The sequence below is a fragment of the Streptomyces sp. NPDC002886 genome, from assembly GCF_042888445.1.
Classification (GTDB): domain Bacteria; phylum Actinomycetota; class Actinomycetes; order Streptomycetales; family Streptomycetaceae; genus Streptomyces.
This window is the reverse complement of record NZ_JBIAPV010000003.1, coordinates 1,075,509-1,089,659: the sequence shown is the minus strand read 5'-3', so window position 1 is coordinate 1,089,659 and position 14,151 is coordinate 1,075,509. Positions and strand designations below refer to the sequence as shown.

General features: G+C 67.8%; 13 protein-coding genes and 1 tRNA gene. 12 read left to right on the top strand and 2 right to left on the bottom strand.

What is annotated here, in order from left to right; genetic code table 11:
- The first annotated feature begins 11 nt into the window (after positions 1-11).
- The 3 genes from ACFYYB_RS17280 to ACFYYB_RS17270 all read left to right on the top strand — a co-directional run bounded on the left by ACFYYB_RS17280 (position 12) and on the right by ACFYYB_RS17270 (position 2,061).
- The gene (locus ACFYYB_RS17280; RefSeq protein ID WP_389435984.1) at positions 12-479 is read left to right on the top strand and encodes a DUF3291 domain-containing protein; all 468 of its coding nucleotides are present in this window, start codon (positions 12-14) and stop codon (positions 477-479) included.
- Between the two features lie 92 nt (positions 480-571).
- A complete protein-coding gene (locus tag ACFYYB_RS17275; RefSeq protein ID WP_389435983.1) occupies positions 572-1,627 on the top strand; it encodes a UDP-N-acetylmuramate dehydrogenase in 1,056 nt (351 codons plus the stop codon).
- A 17-nt stretch (positions 1,628-1,644) separates the two neighbouring features.
- Positions 1,645-2,061 carry a hypothetical protein gene (locus ACFYYB_RS17270; protein ID WP_254387405.1) on the top strand — a complete coding sequence of 139 codons (417 nt, stop codon included), beginning with the start codon at positions 1,645-1,647 and terminating at the stop codon, positions 2,059-2,061.
- 28 nt (positions 2,062-2,089) lie between these two features.
- Here the strand turns inward: ACFYYB_RS17270 and ACFYYB_RS17265 are convergent, their stop codons facing one another.
- Together ACFYYB_RS17265 and ACFYYB_RS17260 are read right to left on the bottom strand one after the other, a co-directional pair.
- The gene (locus tag ACFYYB_RS17265; RefSeq protein WP_383948076.1) at positions 2,090-3,109 is read right to left on the bottom strand and encodes an adenosine deaminase; all 1,020 of its coding nucleotides are present in this window, start codon (positions 3,107-3,109) and stop codon (positions 2,090-2,092) included.
- A gap of 227 nt (positions 3,110-3,336) precedes the next feature.
- Positions 3,337-4,563 carry a pyridoxal phosphate-dependent aminotransferase gene (locus ACFYYB_RS17260; RefSeq protein ID WP_327305102.1) on the bottom strand — a complete coding sequence of 409 codons (1,227 nt, stop codon included), beginning with the start codon at positions 4,561-4,563 and terminating at the stop codon, positions 3,337-3,339.
- 192 nt (positions 4,564-4,755) lie between these two features.
- Here ACFYYB_RS17260 and ACFYYB_RS17255 point away from each other — a divergent pair.
- The 9 genes from ACFYYB_RS17255 to rpoB all read left to right on the top strand — a co-directional run bounded on the left by ACFYYB_RS17255 (position 4,756) and on the right by rpoB (position 14,121).
- Positions 4,756-4,828: transfer RNA gene (locus tag ACFYYB_RS17255), tRNA-Trp, on the top strand.
- 107 nt (positions 4,829-4,935) lie between these two features.
- Positions 4,936-5,217, top strand: a complete 282-nt coding sequence (gene secE / locus ACFYYB_RS17250; protein ID WP_030298162.1) for a preprotein translocase subunit SecE — start codon at positions 4,936-4,938, stop codon at positions 5,215-5,217.
- An 84-nt stretch (positions 5,218-5,301) separates the two neighbouring features.
- A complete protein-coding gene (gene nusG, locus ACFYYB_RS17245) occupies positions 5,302-6,279 on the top strand; it encodes a transcription termination/antitermination protein NusG (protein WP_389435982.1) in 978 nt (325 codons plus the stop codon).
- Between the two features lie 170 nt (positions 6,280-6,449).
- The gene (gene rplK / locus ACFYYB_RS17240; protein ID WP_266905484.1) at positions 6,450-6,884 is read left to right on the top strand and encodes a 50S ribosomal protein L11; all 435 of its coding nucleotides are present in this window, start codon (positions 6,450-6,452) and stop codon (positions 6,882-6,884) included.
- 86 nt (positions 6,885-6,970) lie between these two features.
- The gene (rplA, locus tag ACFYYB_RS17235) at positions 6,971-7,699 is read left to right on the top strand and encodes a 50S ribosomal protein L1 (protein ID WP_266905482.1); all 729 of its coding nucleotides are present in this window, start codon (positions 6,971-6,973) and stop codon (positions 7,697-7,699) included.
- Between the two features lie 169 nt (positions 7,700-7,868).
- Positions 7,869-8,747 carry an LppX_LprAFG lipoprotein gene (locus tag ACFYYB_RS17230; protein ID WP_389435981.1) on the top strand — a complete coding sequence of 293 codons (879 nt, stop codon included), beginning with the start codon at positions 7,869-7,871 and terminating at the stop codon, positions 8,745-8,747.
- Positions 8,748-9,027: 280 nt separating this feature from the next.
- A complete protein-coding gene (gene rplJ / locus ACFYYB_RS17225; protein ID WP_215023401.1) occupies positions 9,028-9,558 on the top strand; it encodes a 50S ribosomal protein L10 in 531 nt (176 codons plus the stop codon).
- Between the two features lie 110 nt (positions 9,559-9,668).
- Positions 9,669-10,049 (top strand): 50S ribosomal protein L7/L12, encoded by a 381-nt coding sequence (gene rplL / locus ACFYYB_RS17220; RefSeq protein WP_266955925.1) that lies wholly within the window; start codon positions 9,669-9,671, stop codon positions 10,047-10,049.
- A 589-nt stretch (positions 10,050-10,638) separates the two neighbouring features.
- A complete protein-coding gene (rpoB, locus tag ACFYYB_RS17215) occupies positions 10,639-14,121 on the top strand; it encodes a DNA-directed RNA polymerase subunit beta (protein ID WP_327305098.1) in 3,483 nt (1,160 codons plus the stop codon).
- Positions 14,122-14,151 lie beyond the last annotated feature (30 nt).

Sequence of the window (14,151 nt, the reverse complement as noted above, 5' to 3'; positions counted from 1 at the left end):
AGAGGCCCGTCATGCCCGACATTCCCTGGTCCACGCCCACCCGGCCCGCCCCCGGAGCCGAGGTCTACGTCATGGCCTCCCGCTTCGAGACCGCGAGCCTGGGCGGAGCACTGCGGTTCTTCCTGAAGTCGCCCGGCATCGTCCTGCAGACGCGCAAGGCCTCCGGCGCCCACGGGGTCGCCCTGCGGGCCCGGGTCCTGAGCCGCACCTTCCTGACCCTGTCCGCCTGGGAGGACCGCAGCGCGCTCTACCGCTTCGCGGGCAGCGAACCGCACCGCTCCAGCTCCCGTGCGGCCGCCGCCTACATGAAGGAGGCCGGGTTCGTCTTCTGGACCGTCCCGGCGAGCGAGCTCCCCATCAGCTGGGCCGAGGCGGAGCGCCGCCTCGCCGAGGCGGCGACGGAGAAGGAAGGGACGGAGAAGGAAGCGACGGAGAAGGAAGAGGGGAAGAAGGAAGACGAGAGGGAGGGGCGCGGCTGAGAGGGGCCGATCCGGCCCCGTACGGCCCTGCGATACGCCTACGGTCCGTGGCCCCGCCTGCTCGGCGGGACGCGGACCGTACTCTTGTCCACGTGCAGGAACTCCACGACGCCCCCCTCGCCCCGCTGACCACCTTCCGGCTCGGCGGCCCGGCCGCCCGGCTGGTCACCGCGACCACCGACGCCGAGGTCGTCGCCACCGTGCGCGCCGCGGACGCCAGCGGCACCCCGCTCCTGGTCATCGGAGGCGGCAGCAACCTGGTCATCGGCGACCAGGGCTTCGACGGCACCGCCCTGCGGATCGCGACCACCGGGTTCGCGCTCGACGGGACCCGGCTGGAGCTCGCGGCCGGCGAGAACTGGAGCGAGGCCGTCGCCCGCGTGGTCGACGCCGGGCTCGCGGGCATCGAATGCCTCGCCGGGATCCCCGGCTCGGCCGGCGCCACCCCGATCCAGAACGTCGGGGCGTACGGCCAGGAGGTCTGCGACACGATCACCGAGGTCGTCGCCTACGACCGCACGAGCGGCGAGACCGTCACGCTCTCGGCCGCCGACTGCGCGTTCTCCTACCGCGACAGCCTCTTCAAGCACCGGCCCGACCGCTACGTCGTCCTGCGCGTCCGGTTCGCCCTGGAGGACGCGGGCGGCCTGTCCGCGCCGATCAAGTACCCCGAGACGGCCCGCGCCCTCGGCGTCGAGGCCGGCGACCGGGTGCCCGCCGCCCAGGCCCGCGAGACCGTCCTGCGGCTGCGCGCCGGCAAGGGCATGGTCCTCGACCCCGCCGACCACGACACCTGGTCGGCCGGCTCCTTCTTCCACAACCCGATCCTGAGCGACACGGCGTACTCCGCCTTCCTCGCCCGCGCCCAGGACCGGCTCGGCCCCGACGCCGCCCCGCCCGCGTACCCGGCCGGCGAGGGCCGTACGAAGACCAGCGCGGCCTGGCTGATCGACAAGGCCGGCTTCACCAAGGGCTACGGCGACGGCCCCGCCCGCATCTCCACCAAGCACACCCTCGCCCTCACCAACCGCGGCGAGGCCACCACCGAAGACCTCCTGGCCCTGGCCCGCGAAGTGGTCGCGGGCGTCCACGCGGCCTTCGGCGTCACCCTGGTCAACGAGCCGGTGACGGTCGGCGTCAGCATCTGAGGAGTCCCGGCCCGCCCATGCTCTGTCCCCTGCACGGGGCCGGTACGGACCCCACCCGGCTGGTGGGACGCACGATCCGAAGGGTCGTCGCGTCCTGGCACATCAGCGACGGCGAACGCTCCGAGGCACCCCTCGACGTCTGGCTCTTCGACAGCGACGGGGAGTCCACCCGGATCACCACCGGGTCCGACGCCTGCCTCATCGTGGAATCCGAGGCGCCGCACGAGCCCTACGACATGGGGGAGTGGGGCCGCATCGAGGTCGGCGAGGACCTCGGGGACCACCCCTTCCTGCGCCACCTCGGCGACACCGTGGAATCGGTCGCCGAGTTCGCGCTGCCCGCGCAGGGCCGCACCCACCTGGAGATCGGCTTCCCGGACGGCGCGCGGGTGCGGGCCGACTGCCACGAGGGCGACCTGCGGCTCACGCGCTGAGGCGCGCCGCCTTCCGTGCGAGGCCCCCTTACGAAGCGATCCAGTGGTCGATCCCGGCCAGCAGCTTGTCCTGTACGTCGGAAGGCGCCGCGCTGCCCCGCACCGACTGGCGGGCCAGCTCGGCGAGCTCCGCGTCCGTGAAGGCGTGGTGCCGGCGGGCGATCTCGTACTGGGCCGCGAGCCGGGACCCGAAGAGCAGCGGGTCGTCCGCGCCCAGGGCCATCGGGACCCCGGCCTCGAAGAGGGTGCGCAGCGGGACGTCCTCGTGGCGCTCGTAGACCCCGAGGGCCACGTTGGACGCGGGGCAGACCTCACAGGTGATCTGCCGGTCGGCGAGCCGTTTGAGCAGGCGGGGATCCTCGGCGGCCCGTACGCCGTGCCCGATCCGGGCGGCGTGCAGATCGTCGAGGCAGTCGCGGACCGAGGAGGGGCCGGTGAGCTCGCCGCCGTGCGGGGCCGCGAGCAGTCCGCCCTCGCGGGCGATGGCGAAGGCCCGGTCGAAGTCGCGGGCCATGCCGCGGCGCTCGTCGTTGGAGAGACCGAAGCCGACGATGCCGCGGTCGGCGTAGCGGACGGCGAGCCGGGCCAGGGTGCGGGCGTCCAGGGGGTGCTTCATGCGGTTGGCGGCGATGACGACGCGCATGCCGAGGCCGGTCTCGCGGGAGGCGGCGTCGACGGCGTCGAGGATGATCTCGACGGCCGGGATCATCCCGCCGAGGAGGGGGGCGTAGGAGGTGGGATCCACCTGGATCTCCAGCCAGCCGCTGCCGTCGCGCACGTCCTCCTCCGCGGCCTCGCGGACCAGGCGGCGGATGTCGTCGGGCTCGCGGAGGCAGGAGCGGGCGGCGTCGTAGAGCCGCTGGAAGCGGAACCAGCCGCGTTCGTCCGTGGCGCGGAGCTTCGGTGGCTCACCGGAGGTGAGGGCGTCCGGGAGGCGGACGCCGTACTTGTCGGCGAGCTCCAGCAGGGTCGACGGGCGCATCGAGCCGGTGAAGTGCAGGTGGAGGTGGGCTTTCGGCAGAAGCGTGAGGTCGCGTACGTGCTCCATTTGTTGATCCTGCCGCACATTCACCCCGGCCTGCAGCCCGATTCCCTGAACGGGGGCTTGCCCGAACGTAAATCCTGGGGTCGGGAGGCTGGGCTGGCGCCGCGCGGACCCCGCTCCTCAAACGCCGGAGGGGCTGGAGAGGGCCGGGGTCGGCCCGCGAACGCCTGAGCGGCGGCTCCCCCGTAGGGGAACCGCCGCTCGGGTTTGGCTGTGGAGCCGCCGGAGGCTTAGGCCTTGGCCTCCGCCAGGAGCTTCTGGATGCGGGAGACGCCCTCGACCAGGTCCTCGTCGCCCAGGGCGTAGGAGAGGCGCAGGTAGCCGGGGGTGCCGAAGGCCTCGCCCGGGACGACCGCGACCTCGGCCTCGTCCAGGATCAGGGCCGCGAGCTCGACGGAGGTCTGCGGGCGCTTGCCGCGGATCTCCTTGCCGAGGACGTCCTTGACCGCCGGGTAGACGTAGAACGCGCCCTCGGGGGTCGGGCAGAAGACGCCGTCGATCTCGTTCAGCATCCGCACCATCGTCTGGCGGCGGCGGTCGAAGGCGGTGCGCATCTCGTGGACGGCGTCCAGGTTGCCCGAGACGGCGGCGAGCGCCGCGACCTGGGCCACGTTGGAGACGTTGGAGGTGGCGTGCGACTGGAGGTTGGTCGCGGCCTTGACCACGTCCTTCGGGCCGATGACCCAGCCCACGCGCCAGCCCGTCATGGCGTACGTCTTGGCGACGCCGTTGACGATGATGCACTTGTCGGCCAGCTCGGGAACGATCGCCGGGAGGGAGACGAACTTCGCGTCGCCGTAGACCAGGTGCTCGTAGATCTCGTCGGTCAGGACCCACAGGCCCTTCTCGACGGCCCAGCGGCCGATCGCCTCGGCGTCGGCCTCGGAGTAGACGGCGCCGGTCGGGTTCGACGGGGAGACGAAGAGGACGACCTTCGTGCGCTCGGTGCGGGCCGCTTCGAGCTGCTCGACGGAGACCCGGTAGCCGGTGGTCTCGTCCGCCACGACCTCGACCGGGACACCGCCGGCGAGACGGATCGACTCCGGGTACGTGGTCCAGTACGGCGCCGGGACGATGACCTCGTCACCCGGGTCCAGGATCGCCGCGAACGCCTCGTAGATGGCCTGCTTGCCGCCGTTGGTCACCAGGACCTGGGAGGCGTCTACCTCGTAGCCGGAGTCGCGCAGCGTCTTGGCGGCGATGGCGGCCTTGAGCTCGGGCAGACCGCCGGCCGGCGTGTAGCGGTGGTACTTGGGGTTCCGGCAGGCCTCGACCGCGGCGTCGACGATGTAATCCGGGGTCGGGAAGTCGGGCTCGCCCGCTCCGAAACCGATCACCGGACGCCCGGCGGCCTTGAGTGCCTTGGCCTTGGCGTCGACGGCGAGGGTGGCGGATTCGGAGATGGCACCGATACGGGCGGATACGCGGCGCTCAGTGGAAGGCGTTTCAGAGGTCATGCGGCCAATCGTCCCAGACGCGAAACGAGCACCGCACTCCGTTTCAGTTACCGGACGGGAGTCTGTCAGGACGGCGCTGTTCGACGTCAGGGCCCGGACCACGTACACTCAACCGTCGTTGGCCCAAGTCGACCGCTGCAGAGCGTGAGCACACCGTGCACTCGCCTGGATGCGGTAGGTTGGGACACGCAAAGGGTCGTAGCTCAATTGGTAGAGCACTGGTCTCCAAAACCAGCGGTTGGGGGTTCGAGTCCCTCCGGCCCTGCTCCACACTCCTTCTCGGACGTGTGTGCGCAGGTACGTACTTAGATGCAGTGCCGTGCGGCGCAACCGGGCGCGGCTACGGCCACGACCCGGATTCAGGTGAGAGACGTGACGGACGCCCTGGGCTCCATCGACATGCCTGACGCCGAGGATGACACTCGCGAGAAGAAGGCCCGCAAGGGCGGCAAGCGCGGCAAGAAGGGCCCTCTGGGTCGTCTCGCGCTGTTCTACCGCCAGATCGTCGCGGAACTCCGCAAGGTTGTATGGCCCACTCGCAACCAGCTGACGACGTACACCACTGTGGTGATTGTCTTCGTCGTCATCATGATCGGTCTGGTGACCGTGATTGACTATGGGTTCCAGGAAGCCATCAAGTTCGTCTTCGGCTGATCCCCGCGGAGGGCGGCGCCTTGATGGGTGCCGCCCGTTTTCGCATGTTCGACCACCTTTTGTATCCAGGAAGAAGCAGCCACCGTGTCTGACCCGAACCTGAACGCGAGCCCCGACTCCGTCGAGTCCGTCGAGGACGCGCTCGACATCGTCGAGGCTGCAGACGCTGTGGACCCCGACGAGGCCGAGCTCGCCGACGCCGAGGCGGGTGTCGCCGCCGAAGAGGCCGCGCTGCACGTCGAGGGTGAGGTCGACGCCGAGGCCGAGGACGACGCGGAGGCCGAAGAGGCCGACGACCAGTCCGACGAGGACGAGTCCGTCGACTCCGACGAGGACGACGCCGACGACGCCGACGCAGAGGTCTCCGACGAGGACGCCTCCGACGACGCCGAGGCCGAGGACGACGCGGAGGCCGAAGAGGCCGACGCCGAGCCCGCCGAGCCGGTCGACCCCATCCAGGCCCTGCGCGAAGAGCTGCGCCTCCTGCCCGGCGAGTGGTACGTCATCCACACGTACGCCGGCTACGAGAAGCGCGTGAAGGCCAACCTGGAGCAGCGCGCCGTCTCGCTCAACGTCGAGGACTTCATCTACCAGGCCGAGGTGCCCGAGGAAGAGATCGTCCAGATCAAGAACGGCGAGCGCAAGAACGTCCGGCAGAACAAGCTGCCCGGTTACGTTCTCGTCCGCATGGATCTGACGAACGAGTCCTGGGGCGTCGTCCGCAACACCCCGGGCGTCACCGGCTTCGTGGGCAACGCGTACGACCCGTACCCGCTGACCCTGGACGAGATCGTCAAGATGCTCGCCCCGGAGCTGCAGGAGAAGGCCGCCAAGCTGGCAGCGGAAGAGGCCGGTCTGCCGGCGCCCGCCGTCAAGCGCGCCATCGAGGTCCTGGACTTCGAGGTCGGCGACTCGGTCACCGTCACCGACGGCCCGTTCGCGACGCTGCAGGCGACCATCAACGAGATCAACCCGGACTCGAAGAAGGTCAAGGGTCTCGTCGAGATCTTCGGCCGCGAGACCCCGGTCGAGCTCAGCTTCGACCAGATCCAGAAGAACTGATCCACAGCCTTCTGGCACACGCTTCCGGACAGGTCAGATTGCCCCCTCGCGGGCGGTCTGACCTGCTCGGTTTTCAGCCTCGCACCGATACCCGTTATCGTGGTGCGGTATGCCTCCATCCGGATGACCGGATTGGCGGCGAAAACTCTCACTAGGACCCGGAGAGAGCAATGCCTCCCAAGAAGAAGAAGATCACGGGGCTTATCAAGCTCCAGATCAAGGCCGGTGCGGCCAACCCGGCTCCGCCGGTCGGCCCCGCGCTCGGTCAGCACGGCGTCAACATCATGGAGTTCTGCAAGGCCTACAACGCCGCGACCGAGTCGCAGCGTGGCATGGTCGTGCCGGTGGAGATCACGGTCTACGACGACCGCTCCTTCACCTTCATCACCAAGACGCCGCCGGCCGCGCGCCTCATCCTGAAGGCCGCAGGCATCGAGAAGGGCTCCGGCGAGCCGCACAAGACCAAGGTCGCCAAGCTTTCCGGCGCCCAGGTCCGCGAGATCGCCGAGCTGAAGATGCCCGACCTGAACGCCAACGACGTCGACGCCGCGATGAAGATCATCGCCGGCACCGCGCGTTCGATGGGCGTCACGGTCGAAGGCTGATTCAGCCTCCCCCCAGCACCACAGTGGTAGGGCCAAGCGCTGGTCCGCACCACGACTCCATGCCTGATCACAACACAGGAGCAGAAGTGAAGCGCAGCAAGACTCTCCGCGCTGCGGACGCCAAGGTCGACCGGGAGAAGCTGTACGCCCCGCTCGAGGCCGTCCGTCTCGCCAAGGAGACCTCCGCCACGAAGTTCGACGGCACCGTCGAGGTCGCCTTCCGCCTGGGTGTAGACCCGCGCAAGGCCGACCAGATGGTCCGCGGCACCGTGAACCTCCCGCACGGCACCGGCAAGACCGCCCGGGTCCTGGTCTTCGCGACCGGTGACCGTGCTGCGGCCGCGGAAGCCGCCGGCGCCGACATTGTCGGCGACGACGAGCTCATCAACGAGATCGCCAAGGGCAACCGCCTCAACGAGTTCGACGCCGTTGTCGCCACGCCGGACCTCATGGGCAAGGTCGGCCGCCTCGGCCGCGTGCTCGGTCCCCGTGGCCTGATGCCGAACCCGAAGACCGGCACCGTCACGATGGACGTCGCGAAGGCTGTCACCGAGATCAAGGGTGGCAAGATCGAGTTCCGCGTCGACAAGCACTCGAACCTGCACTTCATCATCGGCAAGGTTTCCTTCTCCGATGAGCAGCTGGTCGAGAACTACGGCGCGGCCCTGGACGAGATCCTTCGTCTGAAGCCGTCCGCCGCGAAGGGCCGCTACATCAAGAAGGCCGCCCTCAGCACCACCATGGGCCCCGGCATCCTGCTGGACCAGAACCGCACCCGGAACCTCCTCGTCGAGGAAGACCCGGCCGCGGTCTGACTGAGCCGGGCCTGACGGCCCGCCTGAGTTGCCCGAACGGGCCCTTCTCCCCCTTCACGGGGGGAGAAGGGCCCGTTCTGCGTTTTCGCCCCGGAAATTGCCGGAGCGATCGGCAGCCCGGCCAGTAGGGTCGGATCTCATCAAACGATCACATCAGGGGTGGGGACTCTTGTTCGCGTACCGCAACAGCAACCGTACGAAGACCGCTGGGGCCGCGCTGGCCGCCGTACTGCTCGTGGGTGGGGCCACGGCCTGCGAGAGCGGCCAGAAGGGCGGCACGGGGAAGGCAGCGGCCGGCCAGGGCGCCACGAAGGGCGCGGTGGAGGTGGTCCCGGCCGCCTACCTGGAGAAGGTCAAGGCGAAGTCGGAGGAACTCACCTCCCTGCACTACTCGATGACCGGTACAGCGGAGGGCGCGCAGTTCTCCGGGGACGTCTCCATGCGGATCAAGCCGTCCTTGGCGATGTCGATGAAGATGAGCACCACGGGCGAGGGCGGCCAGAAGGCCGAGATCCGCCTTGTCGACGAGGCGATGTTCATCGGCGCCGAGGGCAAGTGGATCAAGTTCGACATGAAGAGCCTGGACCCGGCCATGGCCGAGAAGCTGAACAGCGCCGGCGGCACGGCGAACAAGGGCGGCGAGAACCCCGGTGACCGGGCGGGTGAGCTCCTGAAGGCCAAGGACCTCAAGTACGTTGGCGAGGAGACCATCGACGGGGTGAAGACCAAGCACCTCAGCGGCACGGTCACCCTCGACGACCTGCGGGCCGCGCTGGCCTCCTCGGCCCCCGACGCCAAGAAGCGTCAGGAGCAGTCCGTCACGGCCCTGGAGGCGCAGGGCGTCAAGAGCCTGACCCTGGACATGTGGATCGACGAGTCGGACCACACCAAGCAGGTCCGTACCCGTGGTGAGGCGGCCAAGGGGCCGGTGGACACGACCATCAAGTTCCTGGACTACAACCAGCCGGTCGACGTGGCCGCGCCGCCCGCCGACCAGGTCATGGACCTGGCCGAGATGATGAAGGGCGCGGCCGAAGACCAGGGCTGACCTGGCAGTTCAGGGGCGCGCGGGGCCGTCGGGTGACCGATTTGCTCTGCGCGGCACCGGTCCCGTACTCTTCCGGAGAAGCCAAAGACCGCTGGTCGTTGCCGTGCCCGCAAGGGTGCGGTGGCCGAAGGATCCGCTAACCGCGGACGTCCTGCGCAGGTGTTCAAGGAAAGTTCCCGGACTCGTCCGGTTGAGCTACGCCCTGGCGCCTGCGCCGGGGCGTTTCGTGTTTATGCCCCTTCTGAGCGGTCCTCATCACCCGGAAGGAGGCCGACGCACTATGCCGACGCCCAACAAGGCTGCCGCGGTAGCCGAGCTCACGGACCAGTTCCGCGACTCGAACGCCGCCGTGCTGACCGAGTACCGGGGTCTCACCGTCGCGCAGCTCAAGACGCTGCGTCGCTCTCTCGGTGAGAACGCCCAGTACGCCGTGGTGAAGAACACGCTGACCAAGATTGCGGCCAACCAGGCCGGGATCACCGCGCTGGACGAGCACTTCGCTGGTCCCACCGCGGTCGCCTTCATCACCGGTGACCCGGTGGAGTCGGCGAAGAGCCTGCGTGACTTCGCCAAGGAAAACCCGAACCTCATCATCAAGGCGGGTGTCCTTGATGGTAAGGCGCTCACCGCCGATGAGATCAAGAAGCTTGCGGACCTCGAGTCCCGCGAGGTTCTGCTCAGCAAGCTGGCCGGCGCGTTCAAGGGCAAGCAGTCTCAGGCTGCCTCGCTCTTCCAGGCGCTGCCGTCGAAGTTCGTCCGCACTGCGGAAGCGCTTCGCGTCAAGCTCGCCGAGCAGGGCGGTGCCGAGTAATTCGGCTCGCGCACTGATCCACGCCGCCTAGTGCGTGGGTCAAAGCGGGCCGTTACGCCCGCCTCTATATACATCCGGCACCTGCCGATTTAGTGGAAGGATCGCCCATCATGGCGAAGCTCAGCCAGGAAGACCTGCTCGCTCAGTTCGAGGAGCTCACCCTCATCGAGCTCTCCGAGTTCGTGAAGGCGTTCGAGGAGAAGTTCGACGTCACCGCCGCCGCGGCCGTCGCCGTTGCCGGCCCGGGTGCCCCGGCCGCCGCCGAGGCCGTCGAGGAGCAGGACGAGTTCGACGTCATCCTCGAGGGTGCTGGCGACAAGAAGATCCAGGTCATCAAGGTCGTGCGCGAGCTCACCTCCCTGGGCCTCAAGGAGGCCAAGGACCTCGTCGACGGCGCTCCGAAGCCGATCCTCGAGAAGGTCGCCAAGGAGGCCGCTGACAAGGCTGCCGAGTCCCTCAAGGCTGCCGGCGCGTCTGTGACCGTCAAGTAACACCTCTGGGGCCCTTCTGGGACCCATTCAAAGGGCGACCACCCGTAAGGGTGGTCGCCCTTTGGCGTACCCGGAGTGCCTGACTTGCCCCAGTCTCGTTGGGGAGTAGGGTGATCTTCGTTGCTCTGCTGCAGGGTCCTTCGATGATCCGCTCGGAGCAGGGGGCCTTGACGAACGGGACGCGGCGCGCAATTCTCAGATCCGTCGTGAGATCGGCAGGCCCGATCCGAGATCCGAGGCATGGATCGGGTCCGCATCGGGCATGGATCGACTACGAAGAGGGCAGTACTGCTACGCGCTCCGTATGCGGAGCCGGGCGGCACGCAAGGTTGTTTCAACGACATGGGGAAGGCCTGTTGCCGGTTTCCGGAAACCTGGTCTGGACATCAGTGAGCCTAGTGGCTACACTGACCCTTTGCGCTGCCTGTTAGCTGCCCCCTGCCCGTCGCCAGGGGCATGCCCACGCATGAGCACACTTGATTGAACGGCCCTGAGCTGGTCCCTTTGACCAGATGGGGGGCGCTTGTCTTCTGTGTCAGCTGGGACCGGTACGCGCGTAGTGAGTCCGAGCCCTCGGAAGGACCCCCTCTTGGCCGCCTCGCGCAACGCCTCGACCAATACGAACAACGGTGCCAGCACCGCCCCGCTGCGCATCTCCTTTGCAAAGATCAAGGAGCCCCTCGAGGTTCCGAACCTCCTGGCGCTGCAGACCGAGAGCTTTGACTGGCTGCTCGGCAACGCCGCCTGGAAGTCTCGCGTCGAGTCGGCGCTTGAGAGCGGACAGGACGTTCCCACCAAGTCCGGTCTGGAAGAGATCTTCGAGGAGATCTCGCCGATCGAGGACTTCTCCGGGTCGATGTCGCTGACGTTCCGCGACCACCGTTTCGAGCCGGCGAAGAACTCGGTCGACGAGTGCAAGGACCGCGACTTCACGTACGCGGCGCCGCTTTTCGTCACTGCCGAGTTCACGAACAACGAGACCGGAGAGATCAAGTCTCAGACGGTCTTCATGGGCGATTTCCCGCTCATGACCAACAAGGGCACCTTCGTCATCAACGGCACCGAGCGTGTCGTCGTGTCGCAGCTCGTCCGTTCCCCCGGTGTCTACTTCGACTCCTCCATCGACAAGACGTCCGACAAGGACATCTTCGCCGCCAAGATCATCCCTTCCCGGGGTGCCTGGCTCGAGATGGAGATCGACAAGCGCGACATGGTCGGTGTTCGCATCGACCGCAAGCGCAAGCAGTCCGTCACCGTGCTCCTGAAGGCTCTCGGCTGGACCACCGAGCAGATCCTCGAGGAGTTCGGCGAGTACGAGTCCATGCGCGCCACCCTGGAGAAGGACCACACCCAGGGCCAGGACGACGCGCTGCTCGACATCTACCGCAAGCTGCGTCCCGGCGAACCGCCGACCCGCGAAGCTGCTCAGACGCTGCTCGAGAACCTCTACTTCAACCCGAAGCGCTACGACCTCGCGAAGGTCGGCCGCTACAAGGTGAACAAGAAGCTCGGCGCGGATGAGCCGCTGGACGCCGGCGTGCTCACCACCGACGACGTCATCGCGACCATCAAGTACCTGGTCAAGCTGCACGCCGGTGAGACCGAGACCGTCGGTGAGTCGGGTCGTTCGATCGTCGTCGAGACCGACGACATCGACCACTTCGGCAACCGTCGTCTGCGCAACGTCGGCGAGCTCATCCAGAACCAGGTCCGTACGGGTCTGGCTCGTATGGAGCGCGTCGTCCGCGAGCGGATGACGACCCAGGACGTCGAGGCGATCACGCCGCAGACCCTGATCAACATCCGGCCGGTCGTCGCCTCCATCAAGGAGTTCTTCGGCACCAGCCAGCTGTCGCAGTTCATGGACCAGAACAACCCGCTGTCGGGTCTCACCCACAAGCGCCGTCTGTCGGCGCTTGGCCCGGGTGGTCTGTCCCGTGAGCGGGCCGGCTTCGAGGTCCGAGACGTTCACCCGTCGCACTACGGCCGCATGTGCCCGATCGAGACCCCTGAAGGCCCGAACATCGGTCTGATCGGCTCGCTCGCGTCCTACGGCCGCGTCAACGCGTTCGGTTTCGTCGAGACCCCGTACCGCAAGGTCATCGACGGTGTCGTCACCGACGACGTCGACTACCTGACGGCCGACGAGGAAGACCGCTTCGTCATCGCCCAGGCCAACGCCGGCCTGTCCGAGGACATGCGCTTCACCGAGAACCGCGTGCTGGTTCGCCGTCGTGGTGGCGAGATCGACTACATCGCCGGCGACGACGTCGACTACATGGACGTCTCCCCGCGCCAGATGGTGTCCGTCGCGACCGCGATGATCCCCTTCCTGGAGCACGACGACGCCAACCGTGCCCTCATGGGCGCGAACATGATGCGCCAGGCCGTTCCGCTCATCAAGGCGGAAGCGCCGCTCGTCGGCACCGGCATGGAGTACCGCTGTGCGGTCGACGCCGGTGACTCGATCCGTGCGGAGAAGGACGGTGTCGTCCAGGAGGTCTCGGCCGACTACATCACCGTCGCCAACGACGACGGCACGTACACCACGTACCGCGTCGCCAAGTTCTCCCGCTCGAACCAGGGCACCTCGGTCAACCAGAAGGTCATCGTCAACGAGGGTGACCGGATCGTTGAGTCCCAGGTCCTCGCCGACGGTCCTGCGACCGAAGAGGGCGAAATGGCCCTCGGCAAGAACCTGCTCGTCGCGTTCATGCCCTGGGAAGGTCACAACTACGAGGACGCGATCATCCTGTCGCAGCGCCTCGTACAGGACGACGTCCTCTCCTCGATTCACATCGAGGAGCACGAGGTCGACGCCCGTGACACCAAGCTGGGCCCCGAGGAGATCACCCGGGACATCCCGAACGTCTCCGAGGAGGTCCTGGCGGACCTCGACGAGCGCGGCATCATCCGCATCGGTGCGGACGTCGTCGCCGGCGACATCCTGGTCGGAAAGGTCACGCCCAAGGGCGAGACCGAGCTGACCCCGGAAGAGCGCCTGCTCCGCGCGATCTTCGGTGAGAAGGCCCGCGAGGTGCGTGACACCTCGCTCAAGGTTCCTCACGGTGAGATCGGCAAGGTCATCGGTGTCCGCGTCTTCGACCGCGAGGAGGGCGACGAGCTTCCCCCGGGCGTGAACCAGCTGGTCCGCGTCTACGTCGCCCAGAAGCGCAAGATCACCGACGGTGACAAGCTCGCCGGCCGTCACGGCAACAAGGGTGTCATCTCCAAGATCCTTCCGATCGAGGACATGCCCTTCCTTGAGGACGGCACGCCGGTCGACATCATCCTGAACCCGCTGGGTGTCCCGTCCCGAATGAACCCGGGACAGGTCCTGGAGATCCACCTCGGCTGGCTCGCCAGCCGCGGCTGGGACGTCTCCGGCCTCGCGGAGGAGTGGGCCGAGCGACTGAAGGTCATCGGCGCCGACCGCGTCGAGCCCGGCACCAACGTCGCCACCCCGGTGTTCGACGGTGCCCGCGAGGACGAGATCTCCGGCCTGTTCGAGCACACCATCCCGAACCGCGACGGTGACCGCCTGGTCCTCCCGTCCGGCAAGGCGCGTCTGTTCGACGGCCGCTCCGGCGAGCCGTTCCCGGAGCCGGTCTCGGTCGGCTACATGTACATCCTGAAGCTCCACCACCTGGTCGACGACAAGCTCCACGCTCGGTCGACCGGTCCGTACTCGATGATCACGCAGCAGCCGCTGGGTGGTAAGGCGCAGTTCGGTGGCCAGCGCTTCGGTGAGATGGAGGTGTGGGCGCTCGAGGCTTATGGCGCCGCTTACGCCCTCCAGGAGCTCTTGACCATCAAGTCCGATGACGTGACCGGCCGCGTGAAGGTCTACGAGGCCATCGTCAAGGGCGAGAACATCCCCGAGCCGGGCATTCCCGAGTCCTTCAAGGTGCTCATCAAGGAAATGCAGTCGCTCTGCCTCAACGTGGAGGTGCTGTCCTCGGACGGCATGTCCATCGAGATGCGCGACACCGACGAGGACGTCTTCCGCGCGGCGGAGGAGCTCGGTATCGACCTGTCCCGGCGTGAGCCGAGCAGCGTCGAAGAGGTCTGACGGGCCTGACGGGGGGCTCGCTCAAGAGCC

What these genes read in the sequence shown, in the direction of transcription:
- ACFYYB_RS17280 (WP_389435984.1), top strand. Translation starts at nt 12, where the DNA reads ATGCCCGACATTCCCTGGTCCACGCCCACCCGGCCCGCCCCCGGAGCC.
- ACFYYB_RS17270 (WP_254387405.1), top strand. Translation starts at nt 1,645, where the DNA reads ATGCTCTGTCCCCTGCACGGGGCCGGTACGGACCCCACCCGGCTGGTG.
- ACFYYB_RS17265 (WP_383948076.1), bottom strand. Translation starts at nt 3,109, where the DNA reads ATGGAGCACGTACGCGACCTCACGCTTCTGCCGAAAGCCCACCTCCAC.
- ACFYYB_RS17260 (WP_327305102.1), bottom strand. Translation starts at nt 4,563, where the DNA reads ATGACCTCTGAAACGCCTTCCACTGAGCGCCGCGTATCCGCCCGTATC.
- rplK (WP_266905484.1), top strand. Translation starts at nt 6,450, where the DNA reads ATGCCTCCCAAGAAGAAGAAGATCACGGGGCTTATCAAGCTCCAGATC.
- rplJ (WP_215023401.1), top strand. Translation starts at nt 9,028, where the DNA reads ATGCCGACGCCCAACAAGGCTGCCGCGGTAGCCGAGCTCACGGACCAG.
- rplL (WP_266955925.1), top strand. Translation starts at nt 9,669, where the DNA reads ATGGCGAAGCTCAGCCAGGAAGACCTGCTCGCTCAGTTCGAGGAGCTC.